The 21,549-nt window shown below is 61.7% G+C and carries 16 protein-coding genes; 11 read left to right on the forward strand and 5 right to left on the reverse strand.

Annotated features, from left to right (window positions below; genetic code table 11):
- Nucleotides 1-61: 61 nt before the first annotated feature.
- The 6 genes from ACP7E3_RS17460 to ACP7E3_RS17485 all read left to right on the forward strand — a co-directional run bounded on the left by ACP7E3_RS17460 (nt 62) and on the right by ACP7E3_RS17485 (nt 12,164).
- On the forward strand, nt 62-5,929 hold the full coding sequence (locus ACP7E3_RS17460; RefSeq protein ID WP_426123846.1) for an NEL-type E3 ubiquitin ligase domain-containing protein: 5,868 nt from the start codon (nt 62-64) through the stop codon (nt 5,927-5,929).
- Between the two features lie 106 nt (nt 5,930-6,035).
- Nucleotides 6,036-6,938: a cysteine synthase CysM gene (gene cysM / locus ACP7E3_RS17465; RefSeq protein WP_017845306.1), complete on the forward strand. Its 903-nt coding sequence runs from the start codon at nt 6,036-6,038 to the stop codon at nt 6,936-6,938.
- Nucleotides 6,938-8,290: a 23S rRNA (uracil(1939)-C(5))-methyltransferase RlmD gene (gene rlmD / locus ACP7E3_RS17470; protein ID WP_057003846.1), complete on the forward strand. Its 1,353-nt coding sequence runs from the start codon at nt 6,938-6,940 to the stop codon at nt 8,288-8,290. Before cysM ends, rlmD begins: the two co-directional genes overlap by 1 nt.
- Before the next feature lie 134 nt (nt 8,291-8,424).
- On the forward strand, nt 8,425-10,668 hold the full coding sequence (gene relA, locus ACP7E3_RS17475) for a GTP diphosphokinase (protein WP_017845308.1): 2,244 nt from the start codon (nt 8,425-8,427) through the stop codon (nt 10,666-10,668).
- 91 nt (nt 10,669-10,759) lie between these two features.
- A complete protein-coding gene (mazG, locus tag ACP7E3_RS17480) occupies nt 10,760-11,593 on the forward strand; it encodes a nucleoside triphosphate pyrophosphohydrolase (protein WP_017845309.1) in 834 nt (277 codons plus the stop codon).
- Between the two features lie 25 nt (nt 11,594-11,618).
- Nucleotides 11,619-12,164, forward strand: a complete 546-nt coding sequence (locus ACP7E3_RS17485) for a DUF2058 domain-containing protein (RefSeq protein WP_017845310.1) — start codon at nt 11,619-11,621, stop codon at nt 12,162-12,164.
- Nucleotides 12,165-12,255: 91 nt separating this feature from the next.
- Here ACP7E3_RS17485 and ACP7E3_RS17490 read toward each other — a convergent pair whose 3' ends face one another.
- The 4 genes from ACP7E3_RS17490 to purM all read right to left on the reverse strand — a co-directional run bounded on the left by ACP7E3_RS17490 (nt 12,256) and on the right by purM (nt 15,154).
- Nucleotides 12,256-12,444 carry a hypothetical protein gene (locus tag ACP7E3_RS17490; protein ID WP_017845315.1) on the reverse strand — a complete coding sequence of 63 codons (189 nt, stop codon included), beginning with the start codon at nt 12,442-12,444 and terminating at the stop codon, nt 12,256-12,258.
- A 279-nt stretch (nt 12,445-12,723) separates the two neighbouring features.
- Entirely contained in the window at nt 12,724-13,437 is a 714-nt protein-coding gene (locus ACP7E3_RS17495) for a DUF3108 domain-containing protein (RefSeq protein ID WP_046382480.1), read from the reverse strand.
- Nucleotides 13,438-13,445: 8 nt separating this feature from the next.
- Nucleotides 13,446-14,096, reverse strand: coding sequence for a phosphoribosylglycinamide formyltransferase (gene purN / locus ACP7E3_RS17500; protein ID WP_017845317.1), 651 nt, complete (start codon nt 14,094-14,096; stop codon nt 13,446-13,448).
- Nucleotides 14,096-15,154, reverse strand: a complete 1,059-nt coding sequence (gene purM / locus ACP7E3_RS17505; protein ID WP_017845318.1) for a phosphoribosylformylglycinamidine cyclo-ligase — start codon at nt 15,152-15,154, stop codon at nt 14,096-14,098. Before purM ends, purN begins: the two co-directional genes overlap by 1 nt.
- 355 nt (nt 15,155-15,509) lie before the next feature.
- On the opposite strand from purM, the gene ACP7E3_RS17510 reads away from it, so the two are divergent.
- From ACP7E3_RS17510 to ACP7E3_RS17530, 5 genes are all read left to right on the forward strand, one after another.
- Complete coding sequence (locus ACP7E3_RS17510; protein WP_046382481.1) at nt 15,510-16,550, forward strand: DUF2066 domain-containing protein; 1,041 nt, start codon at nt 15,510-15,512, stop codon at nt 16,548-16,550.
- 43 nt (nt 16,551-16,593) lie between these two features.
- Complete coding sequence (locus tag ACP7E3_RS17515; protein WP_046382482.1) at nt 16,594-17,667, forward strand: AI-2E family transporter; 1,074 nt, start codon at nt 16,594-16,596, stop codon at nt 17,665-17,667.
- Between the two features lie 203 nt (nt 17,668-17,870).
- Entirely contained in the window at nt 17,871-18,575 is a 705-nt protein-coding gene (gene hda / locus ACP7E3_RS17520; RefSeq protein ID WP_017845321.1) for a DnaA regulatory inactivator Hda, read from the forward strand.
- 213 nt (nt 18,576-18,788) lie between these two features.
- Nucleotides 18,789-19,418, forward strand: a complete 630-nt coding sequence (locus ACP7E3_RS17525) for a C40 family peptidase (RefSeq protein ID WP_046382483.1) — start codon at nt 18,789-18,791, stop codon at nt 19,416-19,418.
- 144 nt (nt 19,419-19,562) lie between these two features.
- Complete coding sequence (locus ACP7E3_RS17530; protein WP_017845323.1) at nt 19,563-20,099, forward strand: C40 family peptidase; 537 nt, start codon at nt 19,563-19,565, stop codon at nt 20,097-20,099.
- Nucleotides 20,100-20,232: 133 nt separating this feature from the next.
- Here ACP7E3_RS17530 and ACP7E3_RS17535 read toward each other — a convergent pair whose 3' ends face one another.
- Nucleotides 20,233-21,546 (reverse strand): PQQ-dependent sugar dehydrogenase, encoded by a 1,314-nt coding sequence (locus ACP7E3_RS17535; RefSeq protein WP_169883698.1) that lies wholly within the window; start codon nt 21,544-21,546, stop codon nt 20,233-20,235.
- Nucleotides 21,547-21,549: the final 3 nt, after the last annotated feature.

Genomic DNA, 21,549 nt, shown 5'->3' on the forward strand with positions numbered 1-21,549 from the left:
TACATAGCTACCTGAGACGCTGACGGCGAGGCGATAGGCTGAGCTTTTCAGGAGCAGAGCCATGAGCGAGCCGATTACCCCCACACCGCAGGACACGCTGAGCGCTTTTATCGCGCAGCAGCGCGCACCCTTGATGGCCGGCCTGGAGTGGTCAGTCCTGCAAGCCCTGGATGGCTTGAGAGCTGAGTTCGACGGCCTTCTCGGCGGGCTCGATCTTGCCGAAAAACGTGAGTACGTGCGCCTGCAAAGGGCCTGGATCGATGCCCAGCACACCATGGAGCAGGGCATCCGCCAACTCACCGAAGCGTTCGAGCTACATGCCCTGGAGTCGTTGCGCAGCGCGTTGATGACCCTGACCGGCCAGTACATCGACCCCAAGGTGGCGAAGATCAATACCCGCTACCTCAAGCACTCCGGTCGCGTCCGGCGCGAATTGAAAGGCGATGAGATCAAGATCTCTAGCGTGACCTTATGGGACGCCGCCTGTATGAACTATGACGGCCTGACCGGCTGGAGCTACCCCGGCCGCACCGGCCTGGCCGATGCCAGTTACCTCGACAGGAACATCAACGCGACCGCCGGCGAATTCATTGCGCTGGTGCGCCGGCTCGATCTCGGCGGGCAACTGCGTCGCCGTCTCGACCAGGCGCTGCAGGCCAACGCTTCGCTGGGCAGCAGCATCATGCAGTTGGCGAATGCCGAGTTTGAGTTCGCCCTCATCGAGGCCTTGAGAAACACCGAAGCCAGCCGCGTCGACCGGGACAAATACCAGCAGGTGAAACGTGCGCTGGCGGGAGAAGCGCGCTGGGAGCGCGTAGAGGAAATGCTGCTTTTCGTGCCCCATGGGACGGACAACATCAGTTGGTTACCACAATCGATCGGCTTGGTCGGGCATTACGCCGGCCAGCCTCCCGGCGACAGCTTGAGCATTCCCCACATCGTTTTTTCCGTCAGCGGTTGCAAGGGGGCTTTCAGTTTTATCCCGAATCGCCCCGGCGGGTCGCTGCGTCATCATGCCAGCCATCGGCAAGCCTGCGAGGTGTTTCATGCGGAGTTTCATGCGGCCTACCGCGCGGGGCGGGTCGATTGGCTGTATCAGATCATGTGGCTGCGTGACTGTGCGCGGCTCAAGCAAATCGGTAAAACCGCGCAGCCGCGTCGCGACCTTGAGGGGTTGGAAAAACTGGTCGACTGGCTGGCCCGTGTCATTCCGAGCGTCAATATCGTCGATAAAGTCGGCTATGTGCGCAACGTCGTGCAAAAGTCCCCGGCGCTGAGCCTGAACGATTTCTATCGCGAACGCAGTCGCGCCAATCTGCAGGAATTGGCGCACCAGACGCCCGGTTTCATGCCCACCATGATCGAGCTGTTCCAGACCCTGATCGGGGAAATCCTCGATGTGCTGCTGATCCCGGTGCCGGGGGCGTTAAAAGGGTTGGGACGGGTGAGGGCGTTTGCGATGTTCATAGCGATGGAGCAAGCGTTGGTCGAAGGGGGGCGGCAGGCGCTGCTCGGCGAGCCTGCCGAATTGCTCCAGGGGTTTGCCGACCTTGCCGATTTACTGATCAGTGGTCGATTGCATACGCGTTTGGGGCGCAGCGTGCTGCGTCGCCATCAGCATTTGTATCAACGCTTGTCCCAGCGCTACAGCGCCGTGCCTGAACACCGGCATCTGTCGAGCCCGCAGGTGCTCGAAAGAATGCTCGGCAGCCAGGACGTATTGCCACGGCAAATCGAGATTTTGCTCGAAACGAGCGCGACCTCGGCACAGACCTTGAACCAGGTATGGGAGGGCGCGCCGGCGTCGGCGTCTTTGGTCGACGCCGTGCATCGGTTGCGCGCCGACCGGCTGATCGATTGGCTGGCCGCAGACGCCGACCCCAGCCGCCCCGCGCCCGTCGACGCGCTGGACGTCATGGCGCCGCTGCTCACTCAGTTGGAGGGTTGGCCGGCGGGAATGTCGTTGAGCATTGAAGACCATCAGGGCCTGGAGGTGCGTCGCTACAACAAGGACGCAACGCGTGCGACAACGGCAGTGGTTACGCTGACCGCGCTGGAAAATCATGAGTTCGCCTATGCCACGCCGCGCCGCTTCACCGCCCATGTGGCACAGGCCATTGTGGCGTTGGTGCCGACGCTTGTTTCGGGTGACGCGCAGTTGCTTCGCCAGCAATTGGCGACTAAAGCCAAGGCCTTGAGGATCGACCTGTTTGAAGCGCTCACGCGGTTTGCCGACACCTGCCGTGCTGACGCGGTGGGCGCCAGTGCGTCGGTACTCAAATTGTTGCCCGAGCGCGTCAGCCCCGACCAGCCCGTACCGGCGGTGATTACCCAACTACGGGCCTTGCACCCCGAACTGAGCATGGCGCGGTTGCTCGAGGTGTTGCGCGAACACCCGTTATCGGAGCATCAGCAAACCCAGTTGCTGCAGTCGCAACTGCAACCCGAGGCGCTTTACGACGCATTGCGCGCCGCACGCCTGGTGACGCGCCGCGAAGCCATCGTCGATGGGCTTTTTCATCCGCGCCGATTTGACCGGCAAACCCAGGATTGGGCCGCGCATTTCGCCTACAGCGTGCTGCGCGACGGCAGCGCCCAGGCGTTGCTCGTCAGCCCGGCCACGCAAGCGCTGCCCTATGTTTCGCAGGGGGCGCAGGACCGCAGCGTGGTGGTCATTGATCAGGGCCAAGGGCGATTTTCGCCGTATTACCACCGTGAGTCGCGCACCGGCGCCATGCTGAGTGGTGCCAACGGTTTCTATCTGGCGATCATGCGCCAGCTGTCCGACGATGACCGGCGTCTACTCGGCTTGAGCGCGGAGCACAGCGTTGCCGACTTTCGGCGTCAGGTCGCTCGCGCCCTGTTGCGCCATCGTGCGCCGGATGGCGCGTTTTATCCCGACCGGCGCGAGATCGCGCACTACGTCAGTCACATCGATACCGCCCGTATCACCGCAGAGCCCGATGCCCTTGGCCTTTACCACCTGGGGGCGGAGCGCTACCTGTGGCTGGACGATGCTTATTTCAAGGTGGCGGAGCAGCCATGGCGCCTATTGCACCCGTCCTTGAACGATGCGTATGCCCCGCTGTTGAGCCACAACGGTGCCGGCGCCTGGCGGCACGAATGGGAAAACCCGCTGACGTGGGACGGCGCCAAGGCGTTCCAGCGCCTGGGGCCGTTTACCCGCGCAGTGCCGGCGGATGCCATCGAGCAGATTCAGCAGATCAGCGGGGTGACAGCGGACGTCCTGCGCCGGATACATCTGCGCAATGAGCGCGCGCCGGCAATCGTGGTGGAGACCGTCGAGCGCTTCATGCGGCATCAACGGATCAACACCGGCGTGGATACGGGGCGGGATTTTTTCGACAGGCTGCTCGGCGAGGTCGGTGCCGACAGCGCCGAAACGTTGGTGGGGCAGGCGGCCACCCGCGCCGAGCAGGTCGCGGTGCTCGAGGCCGAGGTCGCGCGCAACCGGCCCCACATGGAGCGCCTGTTTTTCAAGGCGCTGGGCCAAAAACAGCAGCCATCGGGCGATCCATTGGCGCAGGTGCTGCAGCGCGATTTTCCCAGTTTGACGGCGGCACTCGCCGAAGAGCTGGTGCGCGACGTCACCGCGCAGGAGCGCCTCAGCCTGCAGGCCGGCCGCATCCCCTTGAGCCTGATGTCGGCCGCGCGTTGGCGGGTGAGCGTCGCGCGCAAGATCAGGGCGCTGGAGGGATTGTATCTGCCGGCTGCAGCGAGTGAAGACACCTCGAGACTGATCCTGCATACATTGCCGGACATCGACGGATGGCCGAACCACCTGCGGGTCGAGGTGTGGGAGCGCGGTCGCCTGATCGATAGCATCGGCCCGGTCGACGGCGCGCTCAGACGGATACTGGAAGCGGTCGACGTGGATTATCAGGCCTACATTCTTCAAGCGAACGGTGAACGGCAACCGACCGGGCGTCCCGGGGCGTTCCTGGCGGTGCTGTTGGACGCGTTACCGTCGATTGAACGTGAAGCACTGCACTACACCCACGATGCGCTGCGCCGGGAGATCGAACAGCGTTCGCAACGCGCCCTCAGCCTGTTCGACCCACAGCGACGCCCCTGGTACGTCCCGCCACGGCGCCTGGCGGATGGGCGCATGGGTTACCCGTTGAGCGGCGGTGATCATTGGGGTCCGGTGGACCGTGAACACGTCGCCAAGCTGCGGCAGCTGTTTCCGGCGAAAACCGATGAGCAGGCCTTCGCGCTGCTCCAGGGCCTGAGTGATTCCGTCCGAGAGCGGGAAAGCGCGATCAACTTCATGTTCAGAGAGCGCGCCGTCTTGAATGCCAACCTTGAACGATGGTGCCGACAGGGTAAGCCCGAGGACTTGCCCGCACAACGTGAGGCGGCGGCGCGCATTCAGCGCTGCTGGGCTAAAGAAGACTCCGTTCGCGGGGTACCGTATGAACTCATCCTGGATGACTTGGCATTAAATGATTTGCCGCCGCTGGGCGCCTATTTCGGTCATGTAAAACTGTTGAGCCTGAAAAACAATCGGCTGGAAACCATTCCAACCAGTTTTTTCAGGTGTTTTCCGCAGCTTCGCTGGGTGTTTTTCAACGGTAATCATCTGCAGCGACTTCCCGTCGGGTTGGCACAGCTGGGCTATTTATCGCTGCTCAACCTCTCGAATAATCGGCTCAAGCTTCAACTGGGGGACGTAATACTGCTCGCTGAAATGACCAGCCTGGTGACACTGGATTTATCGGTAAACCCACTGAGACTGGGGCAGCGCTTGAAGCTGCATGGGTTGAAGAAGTTGCGCGTGCTTAACCTGCGCAATACGCAAATTGAAAGCCTGCCCCTTGGCGCCGCCATCTTGCGATCACTGGAGGTCTTTGATTTGCGTGACAATCGAATATCGATCTTGACCAGCCTCGATTTGTTCATTTACCCAAATGTTCATCGAGCGATGAATTTGCAGGGCAACCCGCTTTCACAGGGCTCCCTGCAAATGATGCGCCGCTACCGTGAGTGGCCGGGGCAGGCGGATATCGATTTTGGCCTGGGCGCCCAGCCCGCAGCGGCATCCACACGCCCCGACACATGGTTGGCGGTGCTGCCTTTCGCTGAGGTTCCCCACTACCAGGCACTTTGGGCGCAACTGCAGCAACGCCCGATGTCTGATCGCTTTTTTGAGCTGCTGGCATGTATCGCGGCCTATCCGTCGCTCATCGCCACCGGCTTTCGGGCGCTGCGAGAAGACCTGACGCGCCGCGTGTGGCAGTTGATCGAGAGTGCAACCCATAACGAGCAACTGGCCGTGATCCTGTTTCAGCACCGCTTCGAGCTCAATCGCGGGGTGGATGGCTGGCTGTTATCACTCAATGCGCTGGAGCTTGAGTTCCTGCCGATCGAACTGCTCGCCCGCGACACGGACGGTGATGCCGCGCCACTCTTGAATTACTTTCGAGCCCTGAAACGGTTGCAGGCCATTGATGAGATGGTGTTGCGTTTCGACCGCCATCAAACGTGGGATGTGGTGAGCAGCATGATCCTTGCCAGCCGCATTGCGTTGGCGCACAGCCTGGATTTACCCCTTGGATTCGAAGAGCGTTTGGCCAGGACACTGGGCGGCCCCAATGCGAACTCAATCACCAGGATGCACGGAATGATCGTGGCCGCCGAAGCTCAGTTCGACTGGCCGGCTTTATTGGTGCAAGCAGAATATTGGCGGCAGTTTCTGGCGCGTAAATACCGATCGCGGTTCGACGCGCGCCTTGGGCAATACGATCGAGAAATGGAGCGTGCGCAGGCGCAAGTCGAAAGTGCGGAGATGAGCGAAGGCGCGTACTTGCTGCTGGTGCGTAAGGTGCAAGCCTTGAGGGCGCACGACGAGGAGCAATTGATTGAGCAACTGACGCGCGAGGAATGGACTCGCTTCGTGACCGGCTGATTGCGTGCTTATGCCTTTAAGCCATAAGCACCGCACTTTGCGTGATATGGCGCGCCAGGCTTTCCCGGTATGATGTTCGCCCCGCAGTCTGGATTGCGAATACGCCATGACCTTGCAGTACCCTACAATCGCCGATTGCGTCGGCAACACGCCCCTGGTCCGCTTGCAACGCATGGCGGGTGAAACCAGCAATACCCTGTTGCTCAAGCTCGAAGGGAACAACCCGGCCGGTTCCGTCAAGGACCGTCCGGCGCTGTCGATGATCACGCGCGCCGAGCTGCGCGGGCAGATCAAGCCGGGCGACACCCTGATCGAAGCCACCTCCGGTAACACCGGGATTGCCCTGGCCATGGCCGCGGCGATCAAGGGTTACAAGATGGTGCTGATCATGCCCGACAATGGCAGCGCCGAGCGCAAGGCCGCGATGACCGCCTACGGTGCCGAATTGGTCCTGGTCAGCCAGGAAGAAGGCATGGAAGGCGCCCGCGACCTCGCCGAGCGCATGGCCGCCGAAGGCCGTGGCCAGGTGCTGGACCAGTTCGCCAACGGCGACAATCCCGAGGCGCACTACACCACCACCGGCCCGGAAATCTGGCGCCAGACCCAGGGCACGATTACCCATTTCGTCAGTTCCATGGGCACCACCGGCACCATCATGGGCAACTCGCGCTACCTCAAGGAGCAGAACCCGGCGATCCAGATCGTCGGCCTGCAACCGATGGAAGGCGCGTCGATCCCCGGGATTCGCCGCTGGCCCGAAGAGTATTTGCCGAAGATCTACAACGCCACGCGCGTGGATCGCATCATCGACATGGCCCAGCGTGAAGCCGAAGACACCACGCGCCGCCTGGCCCGTGAAGAAGGCATCTTCTGCGGTGTGTCCTCCGGCGGCGCCGTGGCCGGCATGTTGCGATTGTCCAAGGAAGTGGAAAACGCGGTGATCGTCGCGATCATCTGTGACCGTGGCGACCGTTACTTGTCGACCGGCATTTTCGACGAACCCAACTGATGGCCAAGCACGAGAGAGGCCTGCGCTTCCAGCCGACGGGCGGCAGCCGTACCCCACAGATTCCGGTGGGCAAGAAGCAACGCCTGACCATCGAGCGCCTGGCCAATGACGGCCGTGGCATCGTGTTCTTTGAAGGCCGCACCTGGTTTGTCAACGGTGCGCTGGCCGGTGAAGAGGTCGAAGCGCGGGTATTGGGCGCCCACGGCAAAGTGGTCGAGGCGCGCACCGAGCGTGTGTTCAAGCCCAGCGAACTGCGGCGCCCGGCGCCGTGCGCGCACTTCGGTCGTTGCGGCGGTTGCAGCGTGCAGCACCTGCCCCATGCTGAACAACTTGCCCTGAAACAGCGCATGCTCGCCGAGCAACTGTCGCGTGTGGCAGGGGTCGAACCGCAGGCGTGGGCGGCACCGTTGAGTGGCCCGGAGCTGGGCTATCGGCGTCGCGCCCGCGTGGCGGTGCGCTGGGACGCCAAGGCCAAGACCCTGGAAGTGGGCTTTCGCGCCGTGGCCAGCCAGGACATTGTCGCCATCGACGATTGCCCGGTGCTGGTACAGGCCTTGCAACCGATCATGCAGCGTTTGCCCAACATGCTGCGGCGCTTGAGCAAACCGCAGGCATTGGGGCATGTGGAGCTGTTCAGCGGGTCGTCCATCGCCGTATTGCTGCGCCATATGGCGCCGTTGTCCGACGCCGATCTGCTGATCCTCAAAGAATTCTGCGCCTTCCATGAGGCCCAGTTGTGGCTGCATGGCGAGGGCCAGCCGGAGCCGGTCGAGCCTGACCAGGCCCTGGGTTATCGGTTGGAACCGTGGGATCTGGAGCTGGCGTATCGGCCGGGCGATTTTGTCCAGGTCAACGCCGGGGTCAACGCGGCGATGGTGGCCCAGGCCCTCGAATGGCTGGCGCCGCAAGCCGATGAGCGCGTGCTGGACCTGTTTTGCGGGCTGGGCAACTTCGCCCTGCCACTTGCGCGCCAGGTGCGCGAAGTGGTCGCGGTGGAAGGCGTGCAGGCCATGGTCGAGCGTGCGGCGCTGAATGCCGTCAGCAATAATTTGCATAATGTGCAGTTTTTTCAGGCCGATTTGTCCCAGTCGTTGACTGACGCGGAATGGGCCAAACAGGGCTTTTCTGCGGTACTCTTGGACCCACCTCGCGACGGTGCCCTGGAGGTTGTGCGCAAGCTCGCCAGCCTGGGGGCCAAGCGCCTGGTGTACGTGTCCTGCAATCCGGCGACGCTGGCGCGGGACACGGTTGAGTTGGTCAAGCAGGGTTACCGGCTAAAACGTGCCGGGATCCTCGACATGTTTCCGCAAACCGCGCATGTCGAGGCGATGGCGTTATTTGAGGCGGGCTAGGATGCCCGTTTAATCCGACTGGCCTGCATTCTCCTGGGCCGTGACCTGCCAGGGAGTGTGTGAGCTTTAGTGATAAAGCAGGTCAGCGATGATTTTTGGCGCATCGAAGGTGCGTCGTAGGGAAGGTAAGCAAGATGGTACAGGTGAGAGCACACCAGCCGATCAACACCGACGGCAGTATCAATCTCGAGGCATGGCTGGATCATGCCATCAGTGTCGACCCGGCACTGGACCGTGAAGCCTTGAAAGCAGCCTGCGAGTTCGCTCGTGAGTCTGAACAGCAAGACAATGCGGCCAAGAACCTGTGGGCCGAAGGCACTTCGAGCTTTCGCACCGGCTTGGAAATCGCTGAGATCCTCGCCGATCTCAAGCTCGACCAGGATTCGCTGATCGCTGCCGTGCTCTATCGCGGCGTGCGTGAAGGGCATATCCCGTTGGCCACCGTGGGCCAGCGCTTCGGCTCCGTGGTGGCCAAGCTGATCGACGGCGTGCTGCGCATGGCCGCCATCAGCGCCAGCCTCAGCCCGCGCCAGTCCATGGTGCTGGGCACCCAGGGCCAGGTGGAAAACCTGCGCAAGATGCTGGTGGCGATGGTCGACGACGTGCGCGTCGCCTTGATCAAGCTGGCCGAACGCACCTGCGCGATCCGAGCGGTGAAAACCGCCGACGACGAAAAGCGCAACCGCGTGGCCCGCGAAGTCTTCGACATCTACGCACCGCTGGCGCACCGCCTGGGTATCGGCCATATCAAGTGGGAGCTGGAGGACTTGTCCTTCCGCTACCTCGAACCCGACCAATACAAACAGATCGCCACGCTGCTGCATGAGCGCCGGCTCGACCGCGAGCGTTTCATCACCGACGTGATGGGCCAGCTGCGCGCCGAGTTGCAGGCTACCGGCGTCGACGCCGACATCAGCGGCCGCGCCAAGCACATCTATTCGATCTGGCGCAAAATGCAGCGCAAGGGCCTGGCCTTCAGCCAGATCTACGACGTGCGCGCCGTGCGCGTGCTGGTGCCGGAAATGCGCGACTGCTACACCGCGCTCGGTATCGTCCACACCCTGTGGCGGCACATCCCCAAGGAGTTCGACGACTACATCGCCAACCCCAAGGAAAACGGCTATCGCTCGCTGCACACTGCAGTGATCGGCCCCGAGGGCAAGGTGCTGGAAGTGCAGATCCGCACCCACGCCATGCACGAAGAGGCGGAGCTGGGGGTGTGCGCGCACTGGCGCTACAAGGGCACCGACGTCAAGGCCGGGTCCAACCAATACGAAGAGAAGATCTCCTGGCTGCGCCAAGTGCTGGAATGGCACGAAGAACTCGGCGACATCGGCGGCCTGGCCGAACAACTGCGGGTGGATATCGAGCCGGACCGGGTCTACATCTTCACCCCCGACGGCCACGCCATCGACCTGCCGAAGGGCGCCACGCCGCTGGACTTCGCCTACCGCGTGCACACCGAAATCGGCCACAACTGCCGGGGCGCCAAGATCAACGGGCGCATCGTGCCGCTCAACTACAGCCTGCAGACCGGCGAGCAGGTCGAGATCATCACCAGCAAGCACGGTACGCCGAGCCGCGATTGGCTGAACCCGAACCTGGGTTACATCACCACCTCGCGGGCGCGGGCGAAGATCGTCCACTGGTTCAAGCTGCAGGCGCGCGACCAGAACGTCGCCGCCGGCAAAAGCCTGCTCGAACGCGAACTGGCGCGCCTGGGCCTGCCTCAGGTGGACTTCGACAAGCTGGCCGAAAAGGCCAACATGAAGATCGCCGAAGACATGTTCGCCGCCCTCGGTGCCGGCGACCTGCGCCTGGCGCAACTGGTCAACCTGGCCCAGCAACTGGTGGAGCCGGAACGCGGCAACGAACAGCTGGAGCTGATCCCGCGCAAAGCTACCGGCTACAAGCCCGGCAAGCGTGGCGATATCCAGATCCAGGGCGTCGGCAACCTGATGACGCAAATGGCCGGTTGCTGCCAGCCGCTGCCGGGCGACGCCATCGTCGGCTACATCACCCAGGGCCGTGGCGTGAGCATTCACCGCCAGGACTGCGCCTCGGTGCTGCAACTGGGCGGGCGTGAGCCGGAGCGAATCATCCAGGTCAGCTGGGGCCCGGTGCCGGTGCTCACCTATCCAGTGGACATCATCATCCGTGCCTACGACCGTTCCGGTCTGCTGCGCGACGTGTCGCAAGTGCTGCTCAACGAGCGGATCAACGTGCTGGCCGTCAACACCCGCTCGAACAAGGAGGACAACACCGCGTTGATGTCCCTGACCATCGAGATTCCGGGGCTGGACGCGTTGGGGCGGTTGCTGGGGCGGATTTCCCAGTTGCCGAACATCATCGAGACGCGGCGCAACCGTACCCCATGAGCATCTGGATGAATGCAGGCTGAATGTGGGAGGGGGCTTGCCCCCTCCCACAGTTGATCGGCGGTGTTCATACCTGATCGGAAATAGAATGATGTATTCACTTGAAGACCTGCTGCACCTGATGAATCGCCTGCGCGACCCGCAATACGGGTGCCCGTGGGACATCAAGCAAACCTACGCGAGCATCGTCCCGCACACCCTGGAAGAGGCCTACGAAGTCGCCGACGCCATCGAGCGCGGCGACTTCGATCACCTGCAAGGCGAGTTGGGCGACCTGTTGTTCCAGGTGGTGTATTACAGCCAGCTGGCACAGGAAGAAGGGCGCTTCGAGTTCGCCGGGGTGATCGACAGCATCACCCGCAAGCTGATTCGACGTCATCCCCATGTGTTCCCCACCGGCGATCTGTACGCGCCGCTGGATATCCCGCAACTGAGCGAAGAGCAGGTCAAGACGCGTTGGGAGCAGATCAAGGCCGAGGAGCGCGCGGAAAAGTCCGACGCCCCCGAGCAACTGTCCCTGCTCGACGATGTGCCCACCGCCTTGCCGTCGCTGTCCCGTGCCGCCAAATTGCAGAAGCGTGCCAGCCAGGTCGGTTTCGATTGGCCCGCTGCGTTGCCGGTGGTGGATAACGTGCGCGAAGAGCTGGATGAAGTGCTCGAAGCCATGGCCGATAACGATGCAGTGGCCATCGCCGATGAAGTCGGTGACCTGCTGTTTGCCGCGGTCAACCTGGCCCGTCACCTCAAGGTCGACCCGGAAACCGCCTTGCGCGGTGCCAATGCCAAATTCGAGCGACGTTTCCGATTTATCGAACAGGCATTGCGCGATACGCGTCAATCCATGGAAGATTGCACCCTCGAAGAGTTGGACGCCCTGTGGGGCGAAGCCAAACGCCAGGAAAAGAACGTGTCCAGCTGCGGTTGAGCAGTTGCCTAAGTGAGTAAGCACCATGAGCCTTTCCCTTCGCGACCAGTTGCTCAAAGCAGGTCTGGTCAACCAAAAGCAGGCCAAGCAGGTCGGCAAAGAGAAACAGAAACATCAACGTCTGGTCCACAAAGGCCAGGCCGAGGCCGATGACACCCAGGCACGCCTGGCCCAGGAAGCCATGGCCGAGAAGGTCAAGCGCGACCAGGAGCTGAACCGCCAGCAGCAGGAGAAAGCCGAGGCCAAGGCCCGCACGGCCCAGGTCAAGCAACTGATCGAGACCTCGCGCCTGCCCAAGCTGACCACCGAGGACTACTACAACTTCGTGGATGACAAGAAGGTCAAGCGCCTGTCGGTCAACACGCTGATGCGCAACAAGCTGAGCAACGGCTCCCTGGCGATCGTGCATCACGCCGGCGGTTACGAGGTGATCCCGCGCGAAGCGGCGCTGAAGATCCAGGAGCGCGCGCCGGAGCGTATCGTCCAGCTCAATATCCTCACCGAAAGCCAGGTGCCGGATGAGGATGATCCTTACGCCGCCTACCAGATCCCGGATGATCTGATGTGGTAAGGCTGTAAAACAATAAACCCCGCTCACCGGCGGGGTTTTTGTTTTCAGGCAACCAGGCTGCGTGGGCCTGGCGCCGGAGTCTGGCAAATAGTCAGGAGCTTTGTGCCTGGCGTTTCATCTCAAGGGTTTCGAGCTCGTTTTTATAGTTATGAGCGTCGCTCTCGTTATGAAACATGCCGACCAGCAGGTCTTGTTGGTGTACGTCCCAGATGTGAATCCCATGGCCCAATGCTTCGTGGGACATATGTTCGTCGTCGCGCTCAGTCACTTTTACAGTCATCTGCTTGCTCCAATCTCTGGTTGATCTGCGGCAAGTCGTCGCAGGCATTTGTTATATGTTTTGTTAGCTTGCTAAGTAAACCGATTTTTCCTGCAACAGTCCTTTACAGAAATAGCAACAATTGTGCAGGCCGCGTAAACCGCGACATTGCGCCACAGGCGGCTGGGTTTTATGACAAAAGCTTCATGATTGCGTCAGGCAATAACGGCCTTGCCTGAATATTCCAGGCGAAAAAAAGCCCCGCATTGCGCGAGGCTCTTTTCCAACGTATCAGTTCAATCAGCTGCCTTTGACAGGCTGACCGTCAACCGTGCCGTCTTGCAGCATGATGTTGTATTCCTTGCCGTCGGTTTCCACCTGACGCAGGGCAACCAGGATGCCGCCCCAGTCCTTGGCAAACCACATCTGGGTGATGCGCTTGCTTTGGGTCGGGTCACGCACGCGCTCGACCTTGATCGCGTCGATGGAGCCGGCTTTGGTCTGGACCTTTTCCGGGCCGATCACGCGAAAGTCGTAAGTGTCGACGTCGGTGCCTTCAACCACGTTGTAGCTCATGCTCTTCTTGCCGGCCGCGACATCGCGCTGCAGCGCCAACTGGTAGGTCGACTTGTCGAGCATGCCGCTTTGCAGGGCAACGTTGACCGGGTCTTTGTTTTCAAAGCCGGTGACTTTCTTGGCGGTCTGGTCGAAGTCCAGGTTGATCCTTTTCGCCTTGCCCAGGCCGCCGCGTTCGAAGGTGTAGCTCTTCGGCTGCAGGGCGTCCTTGTCGAATTGGATCACGCTGGTTTCGGTGAGGCTGGCAATCATCATGGAAGCCTTGAAGTTCAAGGTCCAGGTGCCATCGCCATTGTGGGTCAGGCTGCGCTCGGCCGAACCGCTCATGGGCAACTGTTTCCAGTCGGCGGTGTAGCTGGCGGAGAAAGGATGTAAATCTGCTGCTTGCACCGCAGGCAAGGCGAACAGCGCAAAAGCGAAGAGCAAGGCGCGACGCATAAAATCTCCTAGGTTCGAATCAAGTGGCCGCTGGCCGCGAGTAACTGACCGTCCAATAATGCACCCTGTTTACCAAGAATCAACCGCCCCTCGGCAAACCAGCGAACAGCCAGCGGGTAAATCCTGTGTTCCTGCGTATGAACCCGTTGCGCAAGCGTCTGCGCCGAGTCGTCAGACTCTACCGGAACCACTGCCTGTACGACCAGAGGCCCGCCATCGAGTTCCTCGGTGACAAAATGCACGCTGCAGCCATGCTCGCTGTCGCCCGCGTCGAGGGCGCGCTGATGGGTGTGCATGCCTTTGTACTTGGGCAGCAGGGAAGGGTGGATATTCAACAGCCGCCCGGCGTAGTGCCGCACGAAATCAGCGCTGAGGATACGCATGAAGCCGGCCAGTACCACGAGTTTGGGGTTGAAGGCGTCGATCAGTTCGACCAGGGCGCTGTCGAAGGCCTCGCGACCTTCGAAAGCCTTGTGATCCAGGGTGCGCGTGGCAATGCCTGCCTCCCTGGCGCGTTGCAGGCCATAGGCGTCGCTGCGGTTGGAGATCACCGCAGCGATGCGCGCCGGGCTGTCGCCGGTGCGCGTGCTGTCGATCAGGGCCTGCAAGTTACTGCCGGTGCCGGAGAGCAGCACCACGACATCACAGGTTGCAGACATCAGTGCGCCTTAAGGTTCTTCAGTTCAACCTGAGCCGCGCCTTCGGCGGCAGCAGCGATCTGGCCGATGACCCAAGGCTGTTCGCCGGCTTCGCGCAGCACGTTCAACGCGCTTTCCACGTGCTCTTGCGCCACGCAGATCACCATGCCCACGCCGCAGTTCAGCACGCGGTGCATTTCGGTTTCGTTGACGTTGCCTTTCTCTTGCAGCCAGTCGAATACCGCAGGACGCTGCCAGCTGGCCACGTCGACAATCGCCTGGGCGCCTTTGGGCAGGACGCGCGGGATGTTGTCCAGCAGGCCGCCGCCGGTGATGTGGGCCATGGCTTTGACCGCGCCGGTGTCCTTGATCAGCTTGAGCAGTGGCTTGACGTAGATGCGTGTCGGCGCCATCAGCAGGTCGGTCAGGGGCTTGCCGTCGAGCTGGATGTTCTCGATGTCGGCGCCGGACACTTCGATGATCTTGCGGATCAGCGAGTAGCCGTTGGAGTGCGGGCCGGACGACGGCAGGGCGAGCAGGGCGTCGCCGGCAGCCACTTTGGAGCCGTCGATGATCTCGGCTTTTTCGACCACGCCGACGCAGAAGCCGGCCAGGTCGTAGTCTTCGCCTTCGTACATGCCTGGCATTTCAGCGGTTTCGCCGCCGACCAGAGAGCAACCCGACAATTCGCAGCCGGCGCCGATGCCGGTGACCACTTGGGTCGCGGTTTCGACGTTGAGCTTGCCGGTGGCGTAGTAGTCCAGGAAGAACAACGGCTCGGCGCCGCACACCACCAGGTCGTTGACGCACATGGCGACCAGGTCGATGCCGATGCTGTCGTGTTTGTTCAGGTTCAGGGCCAGGCGCAGTTTGGTGCCCACGCCGTCGGTGCCGGAAACCAGCACGGGCTGTTTGTAGCCGGCCGGGATTTCACAGAGGGCGCCAAAACCGCCCAGGCCACCCATGACTTCGGGGCGCGCAGTGCGCTTGGCGACGCTCTTGATGCGTTCGACCAATGCTTCACCGGCGTCGATGTCTACACCGGCGTCCTTGTAGCTCAGGGAGGGTTGCTTGCTCATGATCCAGGCCTTTAGGGGGGATTCAGGGGTAACGACCGATTGGGCAAGGGCTCTTGTGAAAAGGCCCAGCCATTGACGGTCTGCGAAGGCGCGCGATTTTATCAGGCTTGAGGGTCAGCGGCCATCCTCGGGCCGACGGGCAGAGCCACATAGATAAAAAAGCCGGTTAAAAAAATGCTAATCGGGTCTGCCCAGCTCCGTATTAAGGTATAGCCTTGAACCCGCTATCGTTATGACAGTAGGAAAACTTACCGAGACCCCGTGAATGTTTTACCGATCGCTGTGGTCACAGCCTTGGCAAACCGAGATCACGCGGTCTGTTCCAGCCGCTAATTTTGTCGTTCGGGAATCTTCCATGCGTCTGTGTAATGTGTTTTTTGTAGGCTGCTTGTCGTTGGTCAGCCTGGCGAGTCATGCCGAAACCCTCAATGGCCTTTATCAAGTACTGGAGCCGGTCAGCAGCCAGTCACCGCAAGAACGCGACCAGGCGACCCAGCGCGCCGTACAGACCCTGGTGATCCGCCTCACTGGCGACGCCAAGGCCGCCGAAGGCCCCGGCCTGGCGGCGGTGCGCAAGGACCCGCAACAAATCATCACGCAATACGGCTACGACGCCGGCCCGCCGGAAAGCCTGCAAGTGGATTTCGACCCCGTCAGCACCGATCGCGCCTTGCGTGAGGCCGGCTTGTCGATCTGGGGCAGCAATCGGCCGTCGATCCTGGGTTGGTGGCTGAATGACTCTACCGACGGCAGCAACCTGGTCGGGGATGGCCAGGCCGTCGCGCAGGCGCTGCGCCGTGCGGCGCAACATCGCGGCTTGCCGCTGCGCCTGCCGTTGGGTGATTTGGATGAACAGGTGGTCGCCACCGCGCCCAACCTCGAAAGCGCGGACGCCACGCCGTTGCGTGCAGCCTCGGAACGCTACGGCGCCGATGCGATGCTCGCAGTGCATGCGCGCCAGGAAGGCAGCCAATGGCAGGCCAAATGGCGCCTGTGGTTGGGCGACAAGAGCGAGCAGGGCACCGCGCAAGGCGCCGACACCGCCGCCGTGGCCGATGCCGTGATGCTGGCGGTCAGCCAGAAACTGGCGCCGCGCTTTGTGGTCAAGCCGGGCGCGAGCACCGAGCAATTGCTCGAAGTGCAGGGCATGACCCTGGAGCGCTACGCCGCGTTGGGCCACTTGCTCGAGCCGTTTGGCGGCCAGCCGCAGCGCGTGGATGGCAATCGTATTGTGTATCGCGTCAATGGCAGCGCCGATCAGTTGCGTACTCAACTGAGCCTGGCCAGGTTGCAGGAGATTCCCCCGGGTGAAGCACTGGCTGCGCAACCGCCAGTGGACGGCACGCAGCCGGTCGCCGCCCCTGAGCCGCAGGCGCAACTGCGTTTTCGTTGGTAAATGTTCTGCTTTATATAGCAGCCGATAAAAGATGGAGTGGTGTATGGCGGATACGCGTCGTTGGGTGTGGCTTGGCGGGATCGCCCTGCTGTGCGTTTTTGTGTTCTTGCTGCATTCGATCCTGACGCCGTTCCTGGTCGCGCTGTTGCTCGCCTATCTGTTCGATCCCGTGGTGGATCGCCTGGAGAAAGCCGGCCTGTCGCGGACTTTGGGGGTGGTCACGGTGTTTGCGCTGTTTACGCTGATCATCACGGCGTTGGTGCTGGTGCTGGTGCCGATGCTGGCCAAGCAGTTGTTCCGTCTGTATGAACTGGCGCCGCAGATGCTCGACTGGCTGCAGCACACGGCGATGCCGTGGGCCCAGGCCAAGCTGGGGCTGGCGGATGGCTTCTGGAAGTTCGACAAGGTCAAGGCTGCGATCAGCGAGCATATGGGCCAGACCACCGACATCGTCGGCGTGGTTCTCAGCCAGGCAACGGCATCCAGCCTGGCGCTGATCGGCTGGCTGACCAATCTGGTGTTGATCCCGGTGGTGGCGTTCTACCTGTTGCGGGACTGGGACATCATGATGGCCAAGATCCGCAGCCTGCTGCCGCGTGACCGTGAAGCGCGCATCGTGTCCCTGGCTGGGGAGTGTCATGAGGTCTTGGGGGCGTTCGTGCGCGGCCAGCTGCTGGTGATGCTGGCCCTGGGGATTATCTATGCCGCCGGCTTGATGGCGATCGGCCTGGAGCTGGGCCTGTTGATTGGCTTGATTGCCGGTCTGGCCGCGATCGTGCCGTACATGGGCTTTGTGATCGGTATCGGTGCGGCGCTGGTGGCCGGGCTGTTCCAGTTTGGCGGTGACCTGTACCCGATGCTCGGGATTGTCGCGGTGTTCATGGTCGGCCAGGCCCTCGAAGGCATGGTGCTGACCCCGTTGCTGGTGGGTGATCGCATCGGCCTGCACCCGGTCGCGGTGATCTTTGCGATCCTGGCTGGCGGTGAGTTGTTCGGCTTTACCGGCATCCTGCTCGCGCTGCCGGTGGCGGCGGTGATCATGGTGCTGGTGCGTCATGTCCACGATCTGTACAAGGATTCGGATATGTACGGGGGCGTTGAAGACCCCGATTTGTAATCGCGGTGTCACAAACCCGGCCCAGGCCGGGTTTGTTGTTTCTGGCGCTGTGGCGTCAAACAATTTGCGTAAATCCAACAAGTTAACGCAAACCTTTGATTTTGCTTATGGTCTGCTGCATTGTGCGCCCGGCGTCACGGGTATAAACTTTGCAAACTTTTCACAGAGGCCACTAACGGTTCGATCGGAGCCGTTCAGTCAGCATGAAACCGATTCAGCTGCCCTTAGGTGTGCGTCTGCGTGACGACGCCACCTTTATCAATTACTACCCAGGCGCCAACGCCGCAGCACTCGGCTATGTCGAGCGGCTCTGCGAAGCCGACGCCGGGTGGACTGAAAGCCTGATCTACCTGTGGGGCAAGCAAGGCGTGGGGCGCACCCACCTGTTGCAGGCCGCGTGCCTGCGCTTCGAGCAGATGGGCGAACCGGCGGTTTACCTGCCGTTGGCGGAGTTGATGGACCGCGGGATCGGGATTTTCGACAACCTCGAACAATACGAACTGGTGTGCCTGGACGATCTGCAGGCCGTCGCCGGCAAGGCGGATTGGGAAGAGGCGCTGTTTCATCTGTTCAACCGCCTGCGCGACAGCGGGCGCCGCCTGTTGATCGCGGCTTCGACCTCGCCCCGTGAGTTGCCGGTCAAGCTGGCCGACCTCAAGTCGCGCCTGACCCTGGCGCTGATCTTCCAGATGCGCCCGCTGTCCGACGAGGACAAATTGCGTGCCCTGCAATTGCGTGCATCCCGTCGCGGCCTGCACCTCACCGACGAGGTCGGGCACTTTATCCTCACCCGTGGCACCCGCAGCATGAGCGCATTGTTCGATTTGCTCGAGCAGCTCGATCAGGCCTCTTTGCAGGCCCAGCGCAAGCTGACGATTCCCTTCCTCAAGGAAACCCTCGGCTGGTAGCCAGCCCTTGTATTTCGGGGCCTTCGGCAAATTTCAGGCGCCAGGAAACCTGCGTTTTGGCCGGCTTGACCACGCAAAACACGCGCAAAGGGTATTAAGGGCTTAGATGTCATAACGCAAACAGTAAGTCACATGGATCACGATTGAATTTGCAAATCGATGTGATAGAAGGCATAGTCTCGACTTCTTTACACATCAGCCACGGTCGTGCCCATGCTAAATCGCTTCGCACCCCTCGTGCCTCTCGCACTTGTCGCTCTGTTGTTTGGTTGCGCCTCCCACCCTCAACAAGTGGCCGAGCAGCACAATCAACAGTATAAAAATCAGGCAAAATTCGTTGCTGCGCAGTCTTCCACTGTTTATGAGGAAGAGCTGGCAACCGAAAAAGAACTGGCCGCCTTCGCTGGCAACAAGCCTTATCAGCTTCCCGTTCTGGCCGACAGCATCCTCGAACGCGGCATGTCCCTGATCGGGACCCGTTACCGTTTCGGCGGTACCTCTGAAGCCGGTTTTGATTGCAGCGGTTTTATCGGTTACCTGTTTCGCGAAGAAGCTGGCATGAACCTGCCACGCTCCACCCGCGAAATGATCAACGTGAATGCACCGTTGGTCGCGCGTAACAACCTCAAGCCTGGGGATCTGCTTTTCTTCAGTACCAGTGGCCGCGGTCGCGTCAGCCACGCCGGTATCTACCTGGGCGATAACCAGTTTATCCACTCCAGCAGCCGCCGCAGCGGTGGTGTTCGAGTCGACAGCCTGGGCGACAGCTACTGGAGCAAAACCTTCATCGAAGCCAAGCGCGCACTCGCCATGGCCCCGACGACGATTACCGCTAGCAAGTAAAGTTAAAGTGATACTTGAAGTTTGACGTGTAAGCGCTAGAATCTCTGGACATTGTTGTAATCCGTTCGCGCAAGCCATGCTTGCGCGTTCTGGTTTTCAGCGTTCGGCAGCGAAAGCCGCATCCAGACCAGGATTGTTCTGCACATGTCGACCTCGGCCCGCCTGATTCTTATTGTTTGCGCCGCGCTGCTCAGCGCCTGCGCAAGCCGCCCGCAGCCTGCGCCCGTAGCGGCCAAGCCTAAACCAGTGTTCAACTATTCCAGCCAGAGTTCGCCGGTCGCTGAAGACGTGCTGTTCCGCGCGCTGGGCCTGGTCGGTACGCCTTATCGTTGGGGCGGCAATACGCCGGACTCCGGTTTCGATTGCAGCGGGTTGATCGGGTTTGTCTACCGTGATGCCGCGGGCATCTCTCTGCCGCGCACCACGCGCGAACTGATCGTGATGCGCGCCCAGGACGTCAGCGCACAGAACCTGCAAACCGGTGACCTGCTGTTCTTCGCCACGGGTGGCGGCTCGCAGGTCAGCCACGCCGGGATCTATGTCGGCGAAGGGCGCTTTGTGCATGCGCCGCAGACGGGCGGTACGGTGAAGCTGGACACCTTGTCCAAAGCCTACTGGCAGAACGCCTACCTGAGCGCCAAGCGCGTGTTACCGGCTGAGCACTTGGCCCGCAACCCCTAAGCCAAAGCAGGATCCAAATGTGGGAGGGAGCTTGCTCCCGATGAGGGCGTGTCAGTCCATGCATTCAGTGACTGACCCACCGCCATCGTGGGCAAGTCGAATCGTCGCACCGCCCCTCCCACATTTGTAATAGTTACTTAGCCGCAGAAACCCGCCACACCTTATTCCCCACATCGTCCGCCACCAGCAAATCACCCTGCTTGTCGATGACCACGCCAACCGGTCGTCCCATGGCTTGTTCTTCGCTGTTGAGGAACCCGGTCAGCACGTCCACTGGCGGCCCCTTCGGCTTGCCGCCCTCGAACGGTACGAAGATCACCTTGTAGCCGCTGTGCGGCTTGCGGTTCCACGAGCCGTGCTGGCCGATAAACGCGCCGTTGATAAAGGGCGCCGGGAGTTTGCTGCCCTCGGCGAAGGTCAGGCCCAGCGAGGCGGTATGTGGGCCTACGGCGTAGTCCGGCGCAATGGCTTTGGCCACCAGGTCCGGGTTCTGCGGTGTGACGCGTACATCCACATGCTGCCCGTAATAGCTGAAGGGCCAGCCATAAAAGGCGCCATCCTGGACCGAGGTGATGTAGTCCGGCACCAGGTCGCTGCCGATCTCGTCGCGCTCGTTCACTGCCGTCCACAGCTTGCCGCTCTGCGGTTCCCAGGCCATGCCGTTCGGGTTGCGCAGGCCGGAGGCGAAGATGCGGTGCTGGCCGCTGGCGCGGTCGACTTCCCAGATCGCCGCGCGGCCTTGTTCCGCTTCCAGGCCGTTCTCGGCGACGTTGCTGTTGGAGCCGACGCTCACATACAACTTGCTGCCGTCCTTGCTGGCCACCACGTTTTTCGTCCAGTGATGGTTGATGCTGCCCGCTGGCAGGTCGATGACCTTGCTGCCGGCGGCCTTGATCGCGGTTTCGCCGGTCTGATAGGGAAAGCGCAACAGCTTGTCCGAATCGGCCACGTACAGGTCATTGCCGACCAGCGTCATGCCGAAGGGCGAGTTGAGGTTTTCCAGGAACACGGTGCGGGTCTCCGCGACCCCGTCATGGTCGGCATCGCGCAGCAGGGTGATGCGGTTCGGGCTCGGCACACCGGCGCCGGCGCGGCCCATGACTTTCTGCATCACCCAACCCCGCAGGCCTTTGGCGTCGTCCGGCTTGGGCGGCGCGTTGGTTTCCGCCACCAGCACATCGCCATTGGGCAGTACATACAGCCAGCGCGGGTGGTCCAGGCCTTCGGCGAACGCCGCCACTTGGGTGCCGGCGGCGGCCGTGGGCTGGGTGCCCGCCGGCCAGCCGATGGCCGGAGCGATGTTCACGGTGGGGATCAGGGTCTTGTTCGGCTCCGGCAGCTGCGGTGAAGGCCCGGTGCCATCGGACACCTTCAGGGTCGAGCTTTCCCCGCAGGCGGCGAGGGTGCCCGCGAGCATGATCAGTAAGGCGAGTCTTGTTTTATGCATGGT

Origin of the sequence: Pseudomonas sp. PSPC2-3, from assembly GCF_049898265.1 — a bacterium.
GTDB classification, from domain to species: domain Bacteria; phylum Pseudomonadota; class Gammaproteobacteria; order Pseudomonadales; family Pseudomonadaceae; genus Aquipseudomonas; species Aquipseudomonas veronii.

Bases quoted from the DNA above. Each gene is read 5' to 3' on its own strand.
- ACP7E3_RS17485 (WP_017845310.1), top strand. From the start codon at position 11,619: ATGAGCCTTTCCCTTCGCGACCAGTTGCTCAAAGCAGGTCTGGTCAAC.
- ACP7E3_RS17460 (WP_426123846.1), top strand. From the start codon at position 62: ATGAGCGAGCCGATTACCCCCACACCGCAGGACACGCTGAGCGCTTTT.
- ACP7E3_RS17535 (WP_169883698.1), bottom strand. From the start codon at position 21,546: ATGCATAAAACAAGACTCGCCTTACTGATCATGCTCGCGGGCACCCTC.
- rlmD (WP_057003846.1), top strand. From the start codon at position 6,938: ATGGCCAAGCACGAGAGAGGCCTGCGCTTCCAGCCGACGGGCGGCAGC.
- ACP7E3_RS17515 (WP_046382482.1), top strand. From the start codon at position 16,594: ATGGCGGATACGCGTCGTTGGGTGTGGCTTGGCGGGATCGCCCTGCTG.
- hda (WP_017845321.1), top strand. From the start codon at position 17,871: ATGAAACCGATTCAGCTGCCCTTAGGTGTGCGTCTGCGTGACGACGCC.
- ACP7E3_RS17490 (WP_017845315.1), bottom strand. From the start codon at position 12,444: ATGACTGTAAAAGTGACTGAGCGCGACGACGAACATATGTCCCACGAA.
- ACP7E3_RS17525 (WP_046382483.1), top strand. From the start codon at position 18,789: ATGCTAAATCGCTTCGCACCCCTCGTGCCTCTCGCACTTGTCGCTCTG.
- relA (WP_017845308.1), top strand. From the start codon at position 8,425: ATGGTACAGGTGAGAGCACACCAGCCGATCAACACCGACGGCAGTATC.
- purM (WP_017845318.1), bottom strand. From the start codon at position 15,154: ATGAGCAAGCAACCCTCCCTGAGCTACAAGGACGCCGGTGTAGACATC.
- cysM (WP_017845306.1), top strand. From the start codon at position 6,036: ATGACCTTGCAGTACCCTACAATCGCCGATTGCGTCGGCAACACGCCC.
- purN (WP_017845317.1), bottom strand. From the start codon at position 14,096: ATGTCTGCAACCTGTGATGTCGTGGTGCTGCTCTCCGGCACCGGCAGT.
- ACP7E3_RS17530 (WP_017845323.1), top strand. From the start codon at position 19,563: ATGTCGACCTCGGCCCGCCTGATTCTTATTGTTTGCGCCGCGCTGCTC.
- ACP7E3_RS17510 (WP_046382481.1), top strand. From the start codon at position 15,510: ATGCGTCTGTGTAATGTGTTTTTTGTAGGCTGCTTGTCGTTGGTCAGC.
- ACP7E3_RS17495 (WP_046382480.1), bottom strand. From the start codon at position 13,437: ATGCGTCGCGCCTTGCTCTTCGCTTTTGCGCTGTTCGCCTTGCCTGCG.
- mazG (WP_017845309.1), top strand. From the start codon at position 10,760: ATGTATTCACTTGAAGACCTGCTGCACCTGATGAATCGCCTGCGCGAC.